This is a genomic window from Vibrio profundi (genome assembly GCF_005281835.1).
Classification (GTDB): Bacteria; Pseudomonadota; Gammaproteobacteria; order Enterobacterales; family Vibrionaceae; genus Vibrio; species Vibrio profundi.
The window spans coordinates 192237-211384 of the sequence record NZ_RZIS01000001.1 but is presented as its reverse complement, the minus strand read 5'-3'; the positions used below and the strand labels follow the sequence as shown (position 1 = coordinate 211384).

The window sequence follows — 19148 nt, the reverse complement described above, 5'->3', positions numbered from 1 at the left end:
CCTCAGTCCTTAACCCTAACGTTCGAAGTTTCCGTACCTTTGATAATGGTGACTCGTGGAGCCACATATCTTTTACCGATTTTTTCTTCAGGTTCATGAGGGTTACGAAGGGTAAGTTGAATTTCGCCTTTGCTTTTTGCTGAAAGCAGTTTCTCTGCTTCCACTGGTGACACTTCCAAAGTGACCGCCCGTACAATTATCGGCTTGTTTTCTTGTGTTTTTGCCGTTTGGTCGACAGCAAGCACTTTAATGTCTTTTAATACGGTTCTAGTGATAGCCGAACCTTTCCCATAATTAATGGTATTCAAGATATCGACTTTATTACCCGGTAATAGAAAACCTGCCACGCCTATTACATCATTGACTCGAATGGTCACCGCCCTTTTATTCTCAGGGATCAGAGCTGCTAATGTAGAGCCTTCACCTGGAATGGTTAAACGCAGCTTAGAGACGATTTCACCTTGATAAATCGAAGTAGCCACCACTTGGCCCACGAGTTCTTCTTGGAGCGAGTATTGGTTTTCATTACGCCAAGCCTTTTCGAGCAGTTTGGTCGTTAAGTGCTGCTCTTCGATGACACTACCTGCGGGGATCTCTTGCGCGGCAACTACGACCGGCTCTCTTTCTACCACTTCAACTTCAACCTGAGGTTGCAATTGTCGGTCCATCCATTGTTTTGCGAAAAATACGGCAGCTAACCCAAATACGATAGATAACAAGAACAATAAAATGATCTGATTTCTACTCATCGCGCGCCTCCTCCTTTGCCATCGGCAGTAAAGTAAACTTCCCAAGCTCTTTCCAATACAGCGGCAGAAATAACGGGTTCAACTTCTTCGAATGCGACAATATCTCGACTGATCCCTACAATATCTTTCGGCAAACAAGGGTAGTATCCAACATTATGTTGGCGGTGAAGATTTAATAAACAATCAAATAACGAAGCATCTAGAGTAAGCGATTTACTCGATGCCATAATTTCCCACAAGTCTTTGTATTCTTGCTCTTGTAGGGGTTGGAATTGAATTTTGTAACCTAGACGACGCAGGAACGCTGGGTCGGCGATCTTCTCGGGGCTAAGGTTGGTTGAAAATGCCAAAGTAAGAATGAATGGCACTGATATTTGCTGACCGTTAGGCAAAGACAAGTAATCGTAAAAATACTCCATTGGCACAATCCAACGGTTAAGCAAAGTATCTACCGGCATGGGCTGCCTGCCCAAATCATCAATGATAAAGATGCCATTGTTTGCCATCATTTGCAGTGGAGCCATCCACACCCGATTATGTTCAGTGTGGTTAACTTCAAGCATGTCCATGGTAAGCTCACCGCCCACTTGGATACTAGGGCGCTCACATAATGCCCAGCGTCTATCGTATTGTTCTTTAAACAACAGAGCTTGAGACTCATGATTATCGTCCACTCGCTTATGGTGCTGCCCGGTGAATACTTTAATTATGTTTCCTGCTGCGAAAACAGCGTATGGAATATAAACCGAGGTGTTTAACGAGTTGAGCAAACGGGTCGCGACATAGGTTTTCCCTGTACCTGCATCGCCATAGAGCAATAAAGCACGTCCGGAATTAATAGCCGGCCCGAGAACGGAAACCATTCTATCGGCACCGAGTACATCAGAAAGTGCGTAAGAAACATCTTGGCGATTCACTAATTGCGCCCTGACATCCTGAGCTTCAACCATTTTCTTGTAGTCGCCTAACGAGATTGGGCAAGGACCTAGGTACGCATCTTTAGCAAAAGCGGCGTCGGCTTCTGACATTCCACTTTCGGATAGTGCATACCTAACATGCCCTGTCGATTCCGCGCCAAAATTCGACGTCGATGCTTGAAAAACTTCCACTAATGACTTTTTACGTAGTGCCGCGATAAGATCTTCAATCATGTGGCTGTTGATCCCCATTAATCGGGTCAACGTAAGAATGTCTGATTTGGGATAAGCCGCGAGCTGTTTAAGTAATAAGTTTTCAACAACGGCAGCGGGTACTTTTAGTGCATCGAGAGATGTGGGTACAATGGGAGCGCTAGCTTGGGGTGTAAGAACATCTCTATGTTTGGCATCCTTGATCATTTCCATAGAGGGCCTCTTTTATGAAGAGTGAGAGTCTAAAAATAGCTATAAAGTGCCAAGCCTATTACCACAGATGGAGCAAAAGGCATTCTCAATTTATTATCTGTATGAGGTGACGAATACAGCGCTTTGCCATTACCATAAAGGAACAATTGAGAGTACTTATTTAAAGCTAGTTTAGATTCTTGTGTTCGGGTAGCAAAAAATTGAAGTGAAAATAAAATACCCACAACACCGGCGCCAATAATAATCCAATAACAGGCAGCCAAAAGGTTACCCCAGCCAATAAATACGCCGACTGCACCAATTAATTTAACGTCACCTGGTGCCATTGCCTTTATAAAATAAAGAGTTAAACCAAATAGAAAAGCAACCCCTCCAGCCGCCAACGCCAAAAGCCCAGCGTTCCACCCTGATATCATTACATGGTGAGCCACTGAGCTAATAATAAGAGGTAATAGCCATATGTTAGGTATACGGTTATCTCTAAGGTCGTACACAGAAATAATAAGTAATATCGACCATATAAATATAATCACTATTATATTTTCCCCAATGTATTCGATAGGGAGTTCGTCAATGTTGTATCGTAATTAAAGAAAAATAATGTCAAGGCGCTCACCAAAAATGCCGCTCCTACAACATACTCAACAACACTAAGCCCCTGTTCATCTTCAACAAAATCGAGTGTTATTTTTACAATATTCACTTTTTTGCCCTCATATAGCAACGCGTGATAGTTTAGCCCCCATCAGGAATCTAAACTATCACGGTACAATTAATATATTAGCAATCTAAATACTGGATAGAGCTGAACTCAACTCAGAAGTTAGTGAAGTACCTAGAGTACTGAACACTGCACTCAATGCGCCAACAAGTAAGGCTGCACCTACAACGTATTCAACTACGGATAGTCCTTCTTCATCGTTCATGAACGCTTTAACATTATTAATAAATTTATTCATAATTTGGTCTCCTTCCAAATGCAGCACTATTTGAGTGCCCTTTAAATGTAGAGTCTTCTATCAATAAGCGTTAGGACTATTTTGCTATCATCTTGCACTTTTATGTCACTCTCCTAAGCTATTTCTATAAAAGTAAATAATCCTTTAGTTTGATATAAGAGTGTGCCATATGGATATGCCACATATAGGGCATTGGCTTGGAAGACCAATTTCCGATTTACCTTCAATAACTTCTGACATTTTGCGCTCTCATTTTCATATTGTTGAGCATGGTGAAGACATTTCAATATTGAGTGATTTTGATATTCATTTCTGTTTTTTTTATTTAACACCAGAAATTAATAATCAACTTTTGCACTCCGCATTAAATATATGCAATAACCTAGGTAAGCACCTGATTTTATTATATGAAGGTGAGTTAGAGCGCTCTATTTCTCTTAACCATGCGATTTACGACAAACAAGATATATATAAAGAAGATTTTGAACGATGGGTAAATATGGTGGCTTCGAAAATTCACCTCAGCTTCTCTTCCAACAAGGAGTATTTAGAAAGAAAAGCCTCAGAGCCATTGATAATGAAATCCAATATCAGTCAAGATTTTATCGAAACCCTCCGCTATATAGAAAACCACCTTTCAGAGAACATTCGAGAAGAAGATATCGCATCTCGATGCCATTATTCAGTTACTTATTTTTCTAAAGTTTTCCATCGTATCATTGGGATAAGCTTTCGAGATTATGTATGCAACAAAAGGATTAACCTTGCGAAAAAAATCCTACTCCGGGATCGAGGAACAAAAGTGTCGGTTGTTGCGTATCAGTGTGGTTATCAGGACGTCTCATATTTCTCGCGAATATTTAAGAAGAAAACAGGTATGACTCCAGGAATGTTTCGTCAAATACACTGATTTTTAACCAATATTCTCTCAAAAAGTGAGATCTTCGCGTTTTATGTCTCCACAAAGCCATGCTAGAGTTAACATTAAATTAACATAAAAACAATAAACTATATTGCCAATAACACGGAGTTAGAGAATGATTCAGCCTAACGAGTTAAGCAAACCAACATGCGCTCTCCCGCCACCAAACGAAATGATCTTAAAGTGGGCAGAGGAACGCCCAAATGAGGTTTATCTTAAACAAATTATTAACCGCCAGTTCGTCGAGTTTACTTATCAAGAGGTGGCTGATAAAGCGCTTCGACTAGCCAGTGCACTGAAAGATCTGGGTGCTCAACCCGGTGATAGAATTGCATTGATATCAAAAAACTGTGCTGAATGGTTTATCTGTGATCTTGCAATTATGCTTGGTGACTTTGTAAGCGTTCCTATTTTCCCTACCGCTGGTGCCGATACAATCGAATACTGTATCAACCACAGTGAAAGTAAGATCGTCATTTCAGGCAAACTGGATGACGCGGCTGCAACACAAAGCGTACTCGATTCATTGCCTAACGTAACCAGCATCTCGCTACCTTATGATACTTCAGCTAAATGCCAGTTCACTTTTAATGACTTAATCGAGAAACACGAGCCAAGCACCTTGCGACCAGAGCATCATGACGAAAAGTTGATGTCTTTAGTGTATACCTCGGGAACGTCTGGTTTACCAAAAGGGGCAATGCTCACTTACGGCGCATTCACCTGGTCGGTTCAAAGGTTGATCGACCACATCGGCATTGAAAAGAATGACCGCTTGTTCTCTTATTTGCCACTCGCTCATATCACAGAGCGTGTTTACATCTTTGGCTCTTCGGTTATGGGAGGAGTTCCAACGGCCTTCCCAGAGTCTTTAGATACTTTCATCGAAGATGTAAAAATGCAGCGACCAACACTGTTCATTTCTGTACCTCGTTTATGGACATTGTTCCAACAGCGTATCCAAGACAAGTTGCCGCAAAAGAAACTGAACATCCTTCTCAAAATTCCATTCATTAATTCTTTGATTAAGAAGAAACTTGCTGATGGGTTAGGCTTAGATCAAGCTCGCGTATTAGGTTGTGGCTCTGCACCAGTTTCCCCGGCATTACTTGATTGGTACCACAGTGTCGGTTTAAACATAACCGAAGCTTGGGGCATGACAGAGTCTTTCGCTTACAGCACCTTAAACTACCCATTCAGAGCCGACAAAATTGGCTCTGTAGGTAATGCTGGCCCAGGGATTGAACTCAAAATTGCAGAGGACGATGAGATTTTAGTTCGCGGTGAAGGCTTATTCTCTGGCTACTACAAGAATGATATCGCTACTCAAGAATCATTTAATGCTGAAGGTTGGCTGCATACCGGCGATATCGGAAAAATTGATGACGAAGGCTACTTAACTATCCAAGGTCGTAAGAAGGATACTTTCAAAACGGCGAAAGGTAAGTTTGTTGCACCAGTACCAATTGAGAACAAGCTGTTTGAATACAGCCGCGTTGAAATGATGTGTTTGATTGGGTTAGGGCTTCCAGGGCCGATATTACTTGTCGTTCCACACGACTTCCCGAACTTTGATCGCGATCGCTATGAACGTACGACTAAGCGCGTTATTGAAAAAATGAACGCCCAGTTAGCGTCTCATGAAAAAATTAAAGGCGTCCTGATGATCAAAGAACCTTGGAGTATCGACAATGGCGTGTTAACACCAACACTGAAAATTAAACGTCATATTCTTGAGCAGAAATATCACGAAATTGGCCACAATTGGCCAAAAGATAAATTAGTTGTCTGGGAAGAATAAACGAAATAAAAAGGGAGCCAATGGCTCCCTTTTTTATCGAATTCGACTATAAGGTTAAACGGATAATGACATCTAACATCTCATCAAAACATGGCCCCAGAGCCTCTTCATCAACCGCATGACAATACACACCTTGCAATTGGTCGGGATCAAAATCCCCACTCAAGTCAGGATCAGATAACATGGCTGGTGAATTGGACATCCGCAGTAATAAATCTTCTCCAAACTCATCATCAGGGCCAGCAGCTGAGGTTAACGAAGAGCCTAAACCGAGCGTAAAAACGTAGATATCTTCACTCCGGGCAGCCTTCGCCATATCTTCAACAAGATTTCGAGATACTCGATTCACTCGATTATAGAGATCACCTGCAGAGTGAGTATCAGGATCGTATTGCTCAACAGGTCTCACCGCATGGAGCGGGTTTAAAATATTAAACTCGGTGGCACTAGAATCATGAGTAGTGTAGTAGTCGGGCATTTCGCTAATATAGTCATCAATGTCACTTCCTTCATAGCCTCCAGAAAGGGTGGTTGCAATCGAATCGTAGCGCCATAAACCTCTCGGCGTACCACTGCTGGTATCACTCGAACGAATAGACCCCGTATGACTACCGCCACCTTCAAAATCAAAAGTACTCGCAAAAGTATTTGGGGCGCCATCCGTAAAGAAAACGATCACTTTTAGATTAGCAGGATCATTCACCGTCCGTAGTTCATCCAGAGCGCGGTAAAAGCCTTCCGAAGCGTTGGTGTATTGCGCATTCCATATACTGCCGAAATTAAAGCTATCGATCTCGGATGTAATATCACTCCTGTCATGGCCTCTTGTGCTCGTAAACTCCACAGGGACTTCTGCACCGAAAGCGAATTTAACTAACGATATACGATCAAACCCTTCATGGAAGTTCTCCACAAAATCTTTTGAACGATCAATAACGTCTTGTGTGACATCTCCAATACTCCCAATTCTTAAAGAGGTTGTATTATCAATGACTAACACCAGATCGACAGGCCGTCTTACTGCTTGCGCAACGGCTGTGGGGTTGAAGCTGTCAAAGCCTAAGAGAGATAAGAATATCGTTGATATTTGCGCGGTCGCAGAAATATCAATCGAGATATTTCCGAACTCATCATAATCAAAAGCAACGCTATCTAAAGTAGAAGTGGACGAATAAAAGCCTGTTGGCATATTGGCTGCAAAATATTTTTCGGCGGCAGCTTCACCAGCGGCTTCACCGTTAGCGACGGCTCTTGCCGCGGCAATACTGGCCGCGTCAACTGCTGACAACAATTTAGACTTAACAATGTAAGCTCTTCCGGTATCAACAGATAAACCCACAATCATTAGTAAAAAAGGTAAAGAAAGCACCGACAGAATAGCCACAAGACCTTTATTACGTCGCCAACTCCTAGGGAAATATTTCATCATATGCTTACCAGCCTTACATGTATGTGACATCGCTGAGTAAATGTGACTCACCCAAAATTAGGTTAAAAATCGGCGAGTAGTCATAAAAAATTTCAACGGTATAAACAGATTCTCCCGCCTCTAATTCAATGCTTAAATCATCAACTTCAGGAGGGTCGTTTTCATCAATATCATTGCATGCCCCTTCCGCATCCCAACTGCTACAGCTGGGCCAAATAACGCTGTCTTTATCCAACCCGGACTGATTCCACTTATATTGACTATTCACATAAGGCGATTCATCTTCTTGACCGATCAGTTCTGTAATGTATATCGCCCCGTCTTCACTGAGATCGAGATTGCCCGAAGTAACAGAAATGATATCCATAATCTCTTGTGGTGTTTCAGTGCTGCTACGAGAGACAATGTTTCCCCCCTCTCGGCTAATACTGATGATGATATGATTGGCTTGAATCGCTTGTGTAAGGTCAAAAGCGGCGACAATTAATAGTAAGAAAATGGGAGCAACCATTGTCATTTCAACGGCTGCAAAACCTTTGTTGCGTCTAGATAACCTTCTATAAGAACCCATACATGATCCTTAAAATGCTTCGTTTTTCATGGCTGCGCTCACGGTAAATTTGTATTTCCCGCCATCCAACAATGGATACATATAAGGGCTAGTCGTTGACCACTCACAATCAAGATGGATCGCGATAATTTCTCCAGGCCCGCCAAAACCCGTCACCGCATTGCCGTAGACATCCTCAACACGTATATCCTGAACATCCATAACCTTTTCGAGCAAACCGTTCGAAGCTAGAGATATTTTTTCTAATATGGCCGCTTCGCGGTTACTCTCTTCATCTGGGTCTAAATCAGAACGACCAGTAATCGCGTATCGTGCGCCTTCTCTTACCGAATTTTGCATCGTTAGCTTTACGTAACCAAATATTCCAAGATCTACAGCCGTAAAAAGTAATAAGAAAAAAAAGCTCGCGACAACCGAAAACTCAATAACGGCCATCCCTTTATTCTTATTTTTCGGGCTACTGCGATATCGGCGCTTGAAGCCTGTTGAAATACATCTCATAACTCAACCACATTCTTAGGCAAGTGGGCGCAGCATAAATTTAACCTAAAGCTGACACAAAAAGATCAAAAAAATAATATTCAATATTGACAAAATTTGAATATAGAGATCTATAGAATTCAAAAATGAGAAATTCAAGTTTTATTCAGATGGGTAATTTAAAGCGTATATCGAGATACTTTTGAGGGAAGGTGTCGTAAGAAAAACGCGACTTTCCAATATATTAGATAGAGATCGGGGGGATTTCATTTAGATTCGAGCAAACAATATGCAACAAGATCTAATAGAGTAAGCCTATCTTTTCATTCAATTTAAATGTGAGCATGATTCTTAATATGGGAGCTAATTTGCACAGTTAAATACCCCTATCGTCTCAAAGGTGAGACAGAATCCCTCATTCGTGGCGCTATAGACAGGGAGCCGATATCACCCGGTATCGGCTCATTACTGATGTGATATTGCGCTGTCATAATCACTTCCAAAACGGTTTATTTAGCTCTTTTTTTATCTGCTCTTTGGGTACACCTATATCTTGATATAAATGTTCTGGCAATTGAGACAAGTGATAACGAGTGCGAATATTCTGGTGATAGCGCTTCAAATTAGAAAAGAATAACTTAATTAAATGAGTTGGGCGCCCCACACCAATTTCACAGTTTCGAGCTGACATTGTATTCATAATTGACCTCTTTCTTGATTTATCGTCTTAACATGTTCAATAATCGCTCAACGATACCTCATCGACAAACGATAGGTTTTGGCATTGAGTTAAGGAAAACTAATGTGAAAGAACGAATCCCACCTCTACAAGGCTTATTCTATTTTTACAAGGCAGCGCAGCTAGGTAGTTTTAAGTCCGCTGCAGAAGAGCTATTTGTCACAGCAGCAGCAGTAAGTCAGCAAATACGCTTACTTGAAGAATGGCTAGGTACGGCGCTGTTTGTTCGTCAGCATCGTAAAGTCACTCTCACCCCCGAAGGCCATATCTTGTTTAATCAAGCCCAAAAAGGCTTTGCACACATTCAAGATGGGGTTCGCTTAATCAACCAAGATCCAACGCCAAATCAGCTCTCCATCTCTACTTCACCTTCATTTGCACAGCGTTGGCTCGTACCCAGAATCGGCGATTTTCGTGAGCATCATCCTGATATGTCAATGCTCATTGAACCGACAAATAAACTCATCAACTTTGAAGACTCTAGTGTCGATATTTGTATTCGTTATGGCGTGGGAAATTACCCGAATATCGAGTCACGCTGGCTGATGGATGAGGTTATCTACGCTGTATGTCACCCGCTCTACCAAGAGAAACACGGAATTTACAGTGTTGACGATTTACACAAAGCAGAGTTAATAGAAGATATGTGGCCAGACATGGACTGGAACCTTTGGCTTGATGCTGCCGGTGCAAAAGCTGGTCACACGACTTTGCAGTTTGATGGTTCGCATTTCGTGTTAGAAGCTGCGTTGTCAGTCCAAGGTGTAGCGCTGGTTAAACACAGCTTGGCTTACCGGTATATACAAGAAAATAAGCTCGTAAGGATCAGTAACATCGCACTTCGTCCCAAATACAATTATTTCTTATGTGCGCCATCTGGTTACTTTAATCGTGAAAAAATCCAACTGTTTTGCAAATGGATGTATCAGCAAGTCGAATTGTTTGGCGACACAGGCCGAGATGAACTCGATATTCTTGACACCGATTACTCTCTGAAATGGGGTCACGATGATTAAGCTAACTGCTATACTGCCCCTACTTTCAATATGAGATCGAAACATGACACAAGCGAATAACCCTCTACACGGGATCACGTTAGAGAAACTTCTTACAGAGTTAGTGGAACACTACGGCTGGGAAGAGTTGAGCTACATGGTGAACATTAACTGCTTTAAGAAAGATCCGAGCATTAAATCTAGCCTGAAGTTCTTACGTAAAACAGAGTGGGCACGAACCAAAGTAGAATCTATCTACATTGAATTGAAGCAAGGCTAGTCTTAGTCTTAGTCTTAGTCTTAGTCTTAGTAAGATCATCAAATAACAAAAAGCCCCGCAAGCTTTCACTTGCGGGGCTTTATTTTAGCTTTTAGAGACTAAAACAATTACTTGTTTTCTTCTTTAGCTTTAGCGATTACTTCTTCAGCAACGTTCATTGGACATGGAGAGTACTGTAGGAACTCCATTGAGAACTGGCCACGGCCTGAAGTAATTGTACGTAGGTGACCGATGTAACCAAACATTTCTGAAAGAGGTACGTCAGCTTTGATACGTACGCCAGTAGCACCAGCTTGTTGGTCTTTGATCATACCACGACGACGGTTAAGGTCACCGATTACATCACCAACGTGATCTTCTGGAGTGAATACGTCAACGTTCATGATTGGCTCAAGAAGTTGTGCACCCGCTTTAGGCATAGATTGACGGAATGCGCCTTTCGCTGCGATTTCAAATGCGATTGCAGATGAGTCAACTGCGTGGAAGCCACCGTCGAATAGCTCAACTTCAACGTCTAGAGTTGGGAAGCCAGCAAGAACACCGTTTTCCATCATAGATGCAAAACCTTTCTCAACTGCAGGCCAGAATTCCTTAGGAACGTTACCACCAACAACAGATGAAGAGAACGTGAAGCCTGAACCAGCTTCGCCTGGCTTGATACGGTAATCGATCTTACCGAATTGACCAGAACCACCAGATTGCTTCTTGTGCGTGTAGCTATCTTCAACAGCTTGCGTGATAGTTTCACGGTAAGCTACTTGAGGAGCACCAACAACAAGGTCTACACCGTAAGTACGCTTAAGGATGTCTACTTTGATGTCTAGGTGAAGCTCACCCATACCTTTCAGGATAGTTTCGCCAGTTTCTTCGTCAGTCTCAACTTGGAAAGAAGGATCTTCTGCAACCATTTTACCGATAGCAACACCCATCTTCTCAGAACCGCCTTTATCTTTTGGAGATACAGCGATAGAGATTACTGGAGTTGGGAAGATCATTGGCTCAAGAGTACACTCGTGCTTAACATCACATAGAGTGTGACCAGTTTGAACGTTCTTCATACCTACAACAGCGATGATGTCACCAGCTTGTGCAGAAGTAAGTTCGTTACGCTCGTCTGCTTGCATCTCAACCATACGGCCGATACGCTCAGTTTTACCTGTAGCAGCGTTAAGGATTGTGTCACCCTTGTTCATTACACCAGAGTAGATACGGATGAATGTTAGTGCACCGAAGCGGTCATCCATGATCTTAAATGCTAGAGCACGTAGTGGCTCATCAGCAGATACTGTTGCAACTTCACCAGTTGGCTCACCAGTTTCTTTGTCAGTTAGAGGCTGAGGATCTACTTCTGTTGGAGAAGGTAGGTAGTCTACAACTGCGTCTAGAACGATTTGAACACCCTTGTTCTTAAATGCAGAACCACAGAATGTTGGGAAGAACGCTAGGTCACGAGTACCTTTACGGATACAACGCTTGATGTCTTCGATAGAAGGCTCTTCACCTTCCATGTAAGCTTCCATTAGATCATCGTCTTGCTCAACAGCAGTTTCGATTAGCTCTTCACGGTATTGCTCAACGTCATCAACCATGTCCGCTGGAACATCTTTGATTTCGTAGTTTTCAGGAAGACCAGTGTCATCCCAAACGTATGCTTTACGGCTTAGTAGGTCTACAACACCAACGAATTCGTCTTCGCGGCCGATTGGTAGAACCATAACTAGAGGAGTAGCGCCTAGAACGTTCTTAACTTGGTCAACAACGCGGTAGAAGTCAGCACCCATACGGTCTAGTTTGTTAACGAAGATCAGACGAGATACTTCTGATTCGTTAGCGTAACGCCAGTTAGTTTCTGATTGTGGTTCAACACCACCAGAACCACAGAATACACCGATACCGCCATCAAGTACTTTAAGTGAACGGTATACTTCAACTGTGAAGTCAACGTGTCCAGGAGTATCGATAACGTTTAAACGGTGATCGTTCCAGAAACAGCTTACAGCTGCTGACTGGATAGTAATACCGCGCTCAGCTTCCTGTTCCATGAAGTCAGTAGTTGATTCGCCATCATGTACTTCACCAGTCTTGTGGATTTGACCAGTTAGCTTAAGGATACGCTCAGTGGTAGTTGTTTTACCCGCATCAACGTGCGCGAAAATACCAATGTTTCTGTATTTCGATAAATCTGCCATTGTCTTACTCTGTTAATAGGATATAAAATGCGCGCAGAGTATATCACAATCTGTGAAGACTGATAGCTTTGCATGCATTTGAGATTAAAAAACTTTACCTTTTCCCTGTAAATGAGAAAAGGCATTCTATACAAACAATATAACTTATTGTTTATTAATAAATTAAGGTAGCAAGCATTCACTCACTACCTTAATCGAATTACTGAGATATAGAGTAGCTGAAGTTAATGTGATTACAACTCATCAAAAGCATTAATCGCTTCTGATAGCTTCTTAACTCCATGGATTTGCATTCCTGGGATTCCCCCTTTCGGCATGTTCGCCGCTGGAACGATGGCTTTCTTAAAGCCATGCTTAAAGGCTTCATTCAGTCTTTCTTGCCCACTTGGTACAGGACGAATCTCCCCAGCCAAGCCTACTTCACCAAACACCACCACATCTTTTGGTAGTGCTCGATCTCTAAAGCTCGACAATAATGCCATAACTAATGCCAGATCGGCACTAGTTTCGGTTACTTTTACGCCGCCCACTACATTTACAAATACATCTTGGTCAGCCATTTGTAAGCCACCGTGCTTATGCAAAACAGCTAATAATAGAGACAAGCGATTCTGCTCTAAGCCGACAGCCACACGGCGCGGGTTCGCGAGCTGCGAATAATCAACCAGTGCTTGTATTTCTACTAATAGAGGGCGCGTACCTTCCCACACCACCATGACAGAGCTACCTGAAGTTTCCTCTTCACCACGAGAAAGGAAAATAGCCGAAGGGTTAGACACTTCTTTTAGCCCCTGTCCTGTCATTGCAAACACGCCAAGCTCATTCACAGCACCAAAGCGGTTTTTGTGACTACGCAAAGTTCTAAAGCGGCTATCAGTGCCACCATCAAGCAGTACCGAACAGTCAATAATGTGTTCCAATACTTTCGGACCCGCAAGCGTACCGTCTTTAGTCACGTGCCCTACCAAGAATACCGCAACATTATTCTGCTTAGCATAACGGGTTAATGCTGTAGCGGATTCACGTACTTGCGCAACACTACCTGGCGAGGACTGAACATCGGCAACGTGCATAACCTGAATCGAGTCGATAACCATGATTCTTGGCTGCTCTTTCTCTGCGACCTGACAGATCTTATCGACATTGGTTTCAGACAGCATTTTTAAATGCTCTTTAGGTAAACCTAAGCGAGAGGCACGCATCGCTACTTGTTGTAACGATTCTTCCCCCGTGACGTACAAGGTAGGGAGTTGAGACGATAACAAACACATCGTTTGTAATAGCAAAGTCGACTTACCCGCTCCTGGGTTACCACCGATCAAAATAGCCGCTCCTGGAACGACTCCGCCACCAAGTACGCGGTCGAGCTCTTTGAAGCCACTACTAAAGCGAGGAACTTCTTGCAAGTCAATCTCAGACAAGGTCTGAACGCTGGATTCTGTTGCCCCACCAGCATAACCTGAAAGTCTTTCATTACGAGCTACTTGCGGTGAAGCCGCCAAACGAACTTCTGTGATCGTATTCCACGCACCACATGCGTTACATTGTCCTTGCCAACGTGGAAAATCTGCTCCACAGTCATTACAAACGTATGCTCGTTTTGCCTTAGCCATATAACCTCAAATAATTGTAACTCTGTGACATAGTTAACCGTATGCCAGAAAATATAAGTTGAACAAATATAACTTATACTTAAAGATCAAACACAACTAGTCGATAACAAAAAAGACACTTTCACTTAAACAAAAATGTATGCAGCAATCTGAAATTCTATCTCTTGCAGAGCGGCTAATACCCGCCTATCACGCCGATGACTTTGATTACCTTTTAGCTCAAATGACTGAAGGGGAATCGCCATCGCTTAAACTGCTAGTAAAGATGGAACTCAATCGTATCATGGCTCCGTGTACAAAGAGCATTGATTTACGAGGCCGTGTGCAAGGTGAGTGCAGAGAATACATTCTTGACGGCCGTAAACACTGGCTCGATGACGTCGCTTTCAATGCCTACCACAAAGGCACAAAGAAATTTAGAGGCTACACCGAAGGCGTATGGGAATCTCTAGCTAATACCAAAAATAACTTCCGCGTACTTGGTAACCGTAACCAAGGTCAAGCCACTCAAGAACTGACGAGCGCCAATAGCTCCTATGAATCCGAGCCTATTACTTTAGGTTACGACCTCAAACGTCAAGAAAATCGTTTAAAGCTCTCTACTCAAGTAGAAATCAAAATGCCGAAAGGCCAAATTCTACATGGTTTAACCATAGATTTGTCGAGTTCTGGTGCAAAATTCAAAGTCCCTAGCGCCTTTGATTACAATCTTGGCGAGATTATTACTGTCACTTTTACCGAGTTAGCGCAAAAATCTGATCTTGTTGGTGTCGATCAAGAAGTTGAGTTTCGAGTGTTGGCGGTCGATGAATCTTATGAAAATGACGCTGTTAAATTCTTAAGAACCTTAAAACTTACGGAAACCGACCTCATCACACGCTTAATTGATGATTCGGTCAAAAATTCCAGTAATAAAGCCAAACACGATAACCAAGATAAAATCATTCGCGCTAGAACTCGTGGCTTTGAGCATACCTTTTTAAAACATACCTGTAATTTGCCACTCTTTTTCAGCGGTAATGAACTAAAACTCGCGCTATTGACCGACAACAACCATCCGTTGTGGCAATACTGGCACGATGAGCGTAACCAACAAGCTTTCGGTACCCTATTCAATGAAAAGCGGATGGATTTACTGACAAAGCCCGGTGTTAAAGGCACCAGTAATGTTATTTATTCGTTCACCCATTCGCACCAAGATAAAACGCTCTATTATTCCATGATGCTACCCGAAGCATCACGCGAACAAAGACAGCTCTTCTGGCATGTCGGTGCAAAACGTAAAAGTTGGAAGGCCTTTAAGTTTTCAGTGTTTGAGTTATCCCAAGATGAGAAAGAAGCGTTGGCTCATCACAATTCCGATCTTGCAAACACTTCAGAAGATTTAACTCACTGCGGTATTTTGCAAGAAATTGGCGACTATCAAACAGCCAGTGATTACCTGTTTACAGAAAAACCACGCTTAGCGAGCAGTGAACTAAACCAATTCCGCCACTCCAGAAAAGTCGTCGGTAAGCTGCAAAGTATTTACTTTGATTCCCAATCTCGCCGTAAAGAACCAAGATATAAGTTCAAGTCACCACTTGAGTTAACGAGCCCCCGCAATGAAAAAGCCGCCGGTTACACCATTGATTTGTCGAAACGCGGCTTAAGTTTGACGCTGGAACAACCGTTAGTATTGAAGATTGATGACCCTGTTTTCGTCAACTTTAGTGAACTGCAGCTTTATGACAAAAAGCTACCACTCAGCGCAGTGCCTTACAAAGTAGTCCGTGTCAGCCCAAACGGTCGTAACATTCAGCTGGTTATTGAAGAAACCAGTAAGACCATACGAACCATCGCCTTCTTAAATGGCTTGATTGATAACAACCAAGACAAGTTAATGAAGAAAGCGGAGCTGCTTCCGAATGACGATTTACTTGAAGCATTACATAACATTTTGCTTAGTAAAGTAGTCAGCAGCCCGATTTTTATCGACAAACCTGGCTCGACATTACGTACCAAAGTCATTGGCGTGAACTTCCCGTTAGCTAACCACTTAATGCTGCTTGCTAAACTAGGTCATGAGCAAAACATTTCCTTAGAGCCGATTTTCAAAGGCCGCTCAAATACTTTACTTGCCGTGCCATTGAAGCGAATTGATGGAGCTGAGCCTCAACACCATGATGTCTACATCGCTGCAATCAAATTCGGTAACAAGGTGCAGTCGATTCATACCAAGCTGACTCACGATTTTGCTTCGGTAAAAGAAAGAATCATGTTCATAAAGAAAGCCCAGCAAATGGGTGAAATTTATGTACTTCGAATTTCCACCGCTCCGATATTTGAAGCGCTGACCACTCTCTTCCAATCTGACTTAGAAGAGCTGTCTCAAATTAGCATGCATCAAGCCCGTAAGTTAGAAAAAGAAATCACTTCTTTAATTGGGTACGGGGAAATGGAAGACATTACCGATGAAGTGTTAATTCGTTTAGAACTCACCTAGCCGAACAACCTCAAATACAAAAAAAGCAGGCATTACGCCTGCTTTTTTTGTTGATTTTATCAATTGTCGATTAAGGCTTAACCTGCCAGCTAACTTTCTGCTGCTTGGCAAGAACGCCAGACAAAATACACAGCACGCCACCTAAGCCTGAGTAACGAACCGCAGCTTGCGCTTGCTGCTCTACCTTAGGTTTAGCATGATAAGCAACACCCAAACCAGCAGCCCCCATCATGACTAAATCGTTGGCACCATCACCAACCGCGACAGTGTTGTGAACTTCAACTTCGTATTGGTCCGCTAATTCAACAAGAATATCCGCTTTTGTTTGAGCAGACACTACATCGCCAATCACTTGGCCGGTTAGTTTTCCGTCTTTGATTTCCAAAGTATTAGACTGTGCATAGTCGAGCCCTAGCGTATCTTTCAAGTAATCAGAAAAATAAGTAAAGCCGCCTGATGCTATCGCGGTTTTCCAACCCAACGCTTTGAGCGTGTTCACAAGCTCAGCGAGATCAGGCATGAACGGAAGTGTTGAACGCACTTGCTCAAGGATTGCTTCGTCTGCATCTTTGAGCGCACCGACTCGTTGACGTAAGCTTTGCTCAAAGTCGAGTTCGCCTTGCATTGCTCTTTCTGTCACTTCAGAAACTTGCTCTCCAACACCCGCAAGTTTGGCAATTTCATCGATGCATTCAATTTGAATCGCAGTGGAATCCATATCCATAACGATGAGTCCTGGCTTAGAAAGATCTGGTACCTCACTAAGGTTGGCGTAATCTAACCCTAAGCCTTGCAGAATTTCTTCATGTGCTGGAGTTAACTCTCCCGACATCAGCGCCACTTCGTAGTGGCCAACTTTCCATGTGTCCAATACTGTGTTGTACAACCCAGTAAAAAAGTCGATATCATCAAAATGCTTAGGTGATAAATATTCACCAAATACGATCCAGTTAGCCTTCGATTTAGCCAACTGGCTAGCATATCGAGTCTCTGGTAATCGAGTAACAAGTGACGTATGCCTTTTAATTGGCAACTGTTTTTGCGCTTCCATGTTTATAATTTCCTAAATAACCTAGCTAGACGTTAACCTATTGCAATTTAAAAACGCAAGTCTCAATATGTCTTATCATTAAATTTGTTCACCCGACATGCAGGTACTCATGAACGAATCTCTCTTCTCTTTACGCAATGCGCTACGCATTGTCGCCCTAATTATTTTAGGTGCCATGTTTTTTACTACGGTAAGAAACAGCGTTGTGATCAGTAAAGGCAACGAACAAATACAAGCGAAGCAATTAGAAACGCTTACCAAGGTTTTGATCTCTCAAGCGTCATTATCTGCCAGTAAAATGATCGCTCAACAAGATCAAGAGCGACTACTTCTACTTACTAACCAACTTGCTCACGATCGTTTGGTATTGGATGCCACTATTTACAATGCCGAAGGGGTTCGCCTTGCTTCTAGTGATCAAGCTAAATCGGTACGCGAGGTTCTAGGCCTAGACACCCCCTTAGCGACCGCAAGTATTGGCAGGCAACAACTTGTTGAACCAATTTTCTCACCAGAAAAATCCATCATCGGGTTTGTTCGCATTACTTTTGAAACGGGTAAAGTGACTGCAATTTCCGATCACCACTACCGAAAAAGTGACCGATATATGCTGCTAATGCTACTGATGAGCTTTGTTGGTGGAATGTTGTTTGTATTAGTGCTACGGAAAAAGGAAAAGAAATCCGGCGAGAACTTATTGTTAAAGAAAGCCAATTAATACCACTCATAAAAAAGCCCGAACTGCATCAGTTCGGGCTTTTTTGTATCAAAATCGTTATAAGGTTACTCGTCATCACCGAGTAATACCGAGTCTAACGCAATAACCATCATATCGTTGAACGTAGTTTGGCGTTCATCCGAAGTGGTTTGCTCACCCGTTTTGATGTGATCTGATACGGTACAAATTGTAAGAGCCTTAGCTCCGTATTCTGCACACACACCATAAATACCCGCCGCTTCCATTTCTACGCCAACAATGCCGTATTTATCCATCACTTCGAACATTTCTGGATCTGGCGTGTAGAACAATTCAGCAGAAAAAAGGTTTCCTACTTTTACATCGACACCGCGTGCTTTTGCCGCATCTTCTGCCGCACGCACCATTTTGTAGTCAGCGATAGCTGCAAAGTCATGGCCTTTAAAACGAATGCGATTCACTTTAGAGTCAGTACATGCACCCATGCCGATCACGACATCACGTACTTTGATATCTTCGCTCACTGCACCACAACTGCCGACACGAATGATTTTTTTCACACCGAAATCTTTAATCAGTTCAGTAGCGTAAATTGAACATGATGGAATACCCATACCATGTCCCATTACCGATACCTTACGGCCTTTGTAAGTACCAGTGTAACCAAACATATTTCGAACATCACACACTTGAACGACATCATCGAGAAACGTCTCAGCGATGTACTTAGCACGTAGCGGATCACCCGGCATTAGCACAACATCTGCAAATGCACCCATTTCAGCATTAATATGTGGAGTTGCCATTGAAAATATCCTTTATATCAAATAGAAAAAAATAGAGAG

Annotated in this window: 18 protein-coding genes; 6 read left to right on the top strand and 12 right to left on the bottom strand. The window is 42.6% G+C overall.

Going from position 1 to position 19148, the window contains the following annotated elements; all coding sequences use genetic code 11:
• Positions 1-2: 2 nt before the first annotated feature.
• The 4 genes from cpaB to ELZ11_RS00945 form a co-directional block, all read right to left on the bottom strand.
• Positions 3-749, bottom strand: a complete 747-nt coding sequence (cpaB, locus tag ELZ11_RS00965; RefSeq protein WP_137355499.1) for a Flp pilus assembly protein CpaB — start codon at positions 747-749, stop codon at positions 3-5.
• Positions 746-2086, bottom strand: a complete 1341-nt coding sequence (locus ELZ11_RS00960) for an AAA family ATPase (RefSeq protein WP_374939799.1) — start codon at positions 2084-2086, stop codon at positions 746-748. The genes cpaB and ELZ11_RS00960 overlap by 4 nt, the downstream gene beginning before the upstream one ends.
• Before the next feature lie 35 nt (positions 2087-2121).
• Positions 2122-2625: an A24 family peptidase gene (locus ELZ11_RS00955; protein ID WP_167494609.1), complete on the bottom strand. Its 504-nt coding sequence runs from the start codon at positions 2623-2625 to the stop codon at positions 2122-2124.
• Between the two features lie 255 nt (positions 2626-2880).
• Positions 2881-3051 (bottom strand): Flp family type IVb pilin, encoded by a 171-nt coding sequence (locus ELZ11_RS00945; protein ID WP_137355495.1) that lies wholly within the window; start codon positions 3049-3051, stop codon positions 2881-2883.
• A gap of 169 nt (positions 3052-3220) precedes the next feature.
• On the opposite strand from ELZ11_RS00945, the gene ELZ11_RS00940 reads away from it, so the two are divergent.
• Positions 3221-3961, top strand: a complete 741-nt coding sequence (locus ELZ11_RS00940; RefSeq protein ID WP_137355494.1) for a helix-turn-helix transcriptional regulator — start codon at positions 3221-3223, stop codon at positions 3959-3961.
• A 127-nt stretch (positions 3962-4088) separates the two neighbouring features.
• Positions 4089-5774: an AMP-binding protein gene (locus ELZ11_RS00935; protein ID WP_137355493.1), complete on the top strand. Its 1686-nt coding sequence runs from the start codon at positions 4089-4091 to the stop codon at positions 5772-5774.
• Between the two features lie 46 nt (positions 5775-5820).
• Here ELZ11_RS00935 and ELZ11_RS00930 read toward each other — a convergent pair whose 3' ends face one another.
• The 4 genes from ELZ11_RS00930 to ELZ11_RS00915 form a co-directional block, all read right to left on the bottom strand.
• On the bottom strand, positions 5821-7203 hold the full coding sequence (locus ELZ11_RS00930) for a vWA domain-containing protein (RefSeq protein ID WP_244291587.1): 1383 nt from the start codon (positions 7201-7203) through the stop codon (positions 5821-5823).
• 13 nt (positions 7204-7216) lie between these two features.
• Complete coding sequence (locus tag ELZ11_RS00925) at positions 7217-7774, bottom strand: TadE/TadG family type IV pilus assembly protein (RefSeq protein ID WP_137355492.1); 558 nt, start codon at positions 7772-7774, stop codon at positions 7217-7219.
• Positions 7775-7783: 9 nt separating this feature from the next.
• The gene (locus tag ELZ11_RS00920) at positions 7784-8275 is read right to left on the bottom strand and encodes a TadE/TadG family type IV pilus assembly protein (protein WP_137355491.1); all 492 of its coding nucleotides are present in this window, start codon (positions 8273-8275) and stop codon (positions 7784-7786) included.
• Positions 8276-8747: 472 nt separating this feature from the next.
• On the bottom strand, positions 8748-8954 hold the full coding sequence (locus ELZ11_RS00915; RefSeq protein ID WP_137355490.1) for a DUF1127 domain-containing protein: 207 nt from the start codon (positions 8952-8954) through the stop codon (positions 8748-8750).
• A gap of 104 nt (positions 8955-9058) precedes the next feature.
• Here ELZ11_RS00915 and ELZ11_RS00910 point away from each other — a divergent pair, with 104 nt between their 5' ends.
• Positions 9059-10009, top strand: coding sequence for a LysR substrate-binding domain-containing protein (locus tag ELZ11_RS00910; protein WP_137355489.1), 951 nt, complete (start codon positions 9059-9061; stop codon positions 10007-10009).
• Between the two features lie 43 nt (positions 10010-10052).
• Positions 10053-10268 (top strand): VF530 family protein, encoded by a 216-nt coding sequence (locus tag ELZ11_RS00905; RefSeq protein ID WP_137355488.1) that lies wholly within the window; start codon positions 10053-10055, stop codon positions 10266-10268.
• Between the two features lie 107 nt (positions 10269-10375).
• Here the strand turns inward: ELZ11_RS00905 and fusA are convergent, their stop codons facing one another.
• Both fusA and radA read right to left on the bottom strand, forming a co-directional pair.
• Positions 10376-12457: an elongation factor G gene (gene fusA / locus ELZ11_RS00900; protein ID WP_137355487.1), complete on the bottom strand. Its 2082-nt coding sequence runs from the start codon at positions 12455-12457 to the stop codon at positions 10376-10378.
• Positions 12458-12690: 233 nt separating this feature from the next.
• On the bottom strand, positions 12691-14070 hold the full coding sequence (radA, locus tag ELZ11_RS00895) for a DNA repair protein RadA (protein ID WP_137355486.1): 1380 nt from the start codon (positions 14068-14070) through the stop codon (positions 12691-12693).
• A gap of 139 nt (positions 14071-14209) precedes the next feature.
• Here radA and ELZ11_RS00890 point away from each other — a divergent pair, with 139 nt between their 5' ends.
• The gene (locus ELZ11_RS00890) at positions 14210-16555 is read left to right on the top strand and encodes a PilZ domain-containing protein (RefSeq protein ID WP_137355485.1); all 2346 of its coding nucleotides are present in this window, start codon (positions 14210-14212) and stop codon (positions 16553-16555) included.
• 70 nt (positions 16556-16625) lie between these two features.
• Here the strand turns inward: ELZ11_RS00890 and serB are convergent, their stop codons facing one another.
• Positions 16626-17606: a phosphoserine phosphatase gene (serB, locus tag ELZ11_RS00885; RefSeq protein ID WP_137355484.1), complete on the bottom strand. Its 981-nt coding sequence runs from the start codon at positions 17604-17606 to the stop codon at positions 16626-16628.
• Positions 17607-17715: 109 nt separating this feature from the next.
• On the opposite strand from serB, the gene ELZ11_RS00880 reads away from it, so the two are divergent.
• On the top strand, positions 17716-18324 hold the full coding sequence (locus ELZ11_RS00880; protein WP_137355483.1) for a YtjB family periplasmic protein: 609 nt from the start codon (positions 17716-17718) through the stop codon (positions 18322-18324).
• A 65-nt stretch (positions 18325-18389) separates the two neighbouring features.
• On the opposite strand, the gene deoD is transcribed toward ELZ11_RS00880, so the two are convergent.
• Positions 18390-19109, bottom strand: a complete 720-nt coding sequence (deoD, locus tag ELZ11_RS00875) for a purine-nucleoside phosphorylase (protein ID WP_137355482.1) — start codon at positions 19107-19109, stop codon at positions 18390-18392.
• Between the last annotated feature and the right edge of the window lie 39 nt (positions 19110-19148).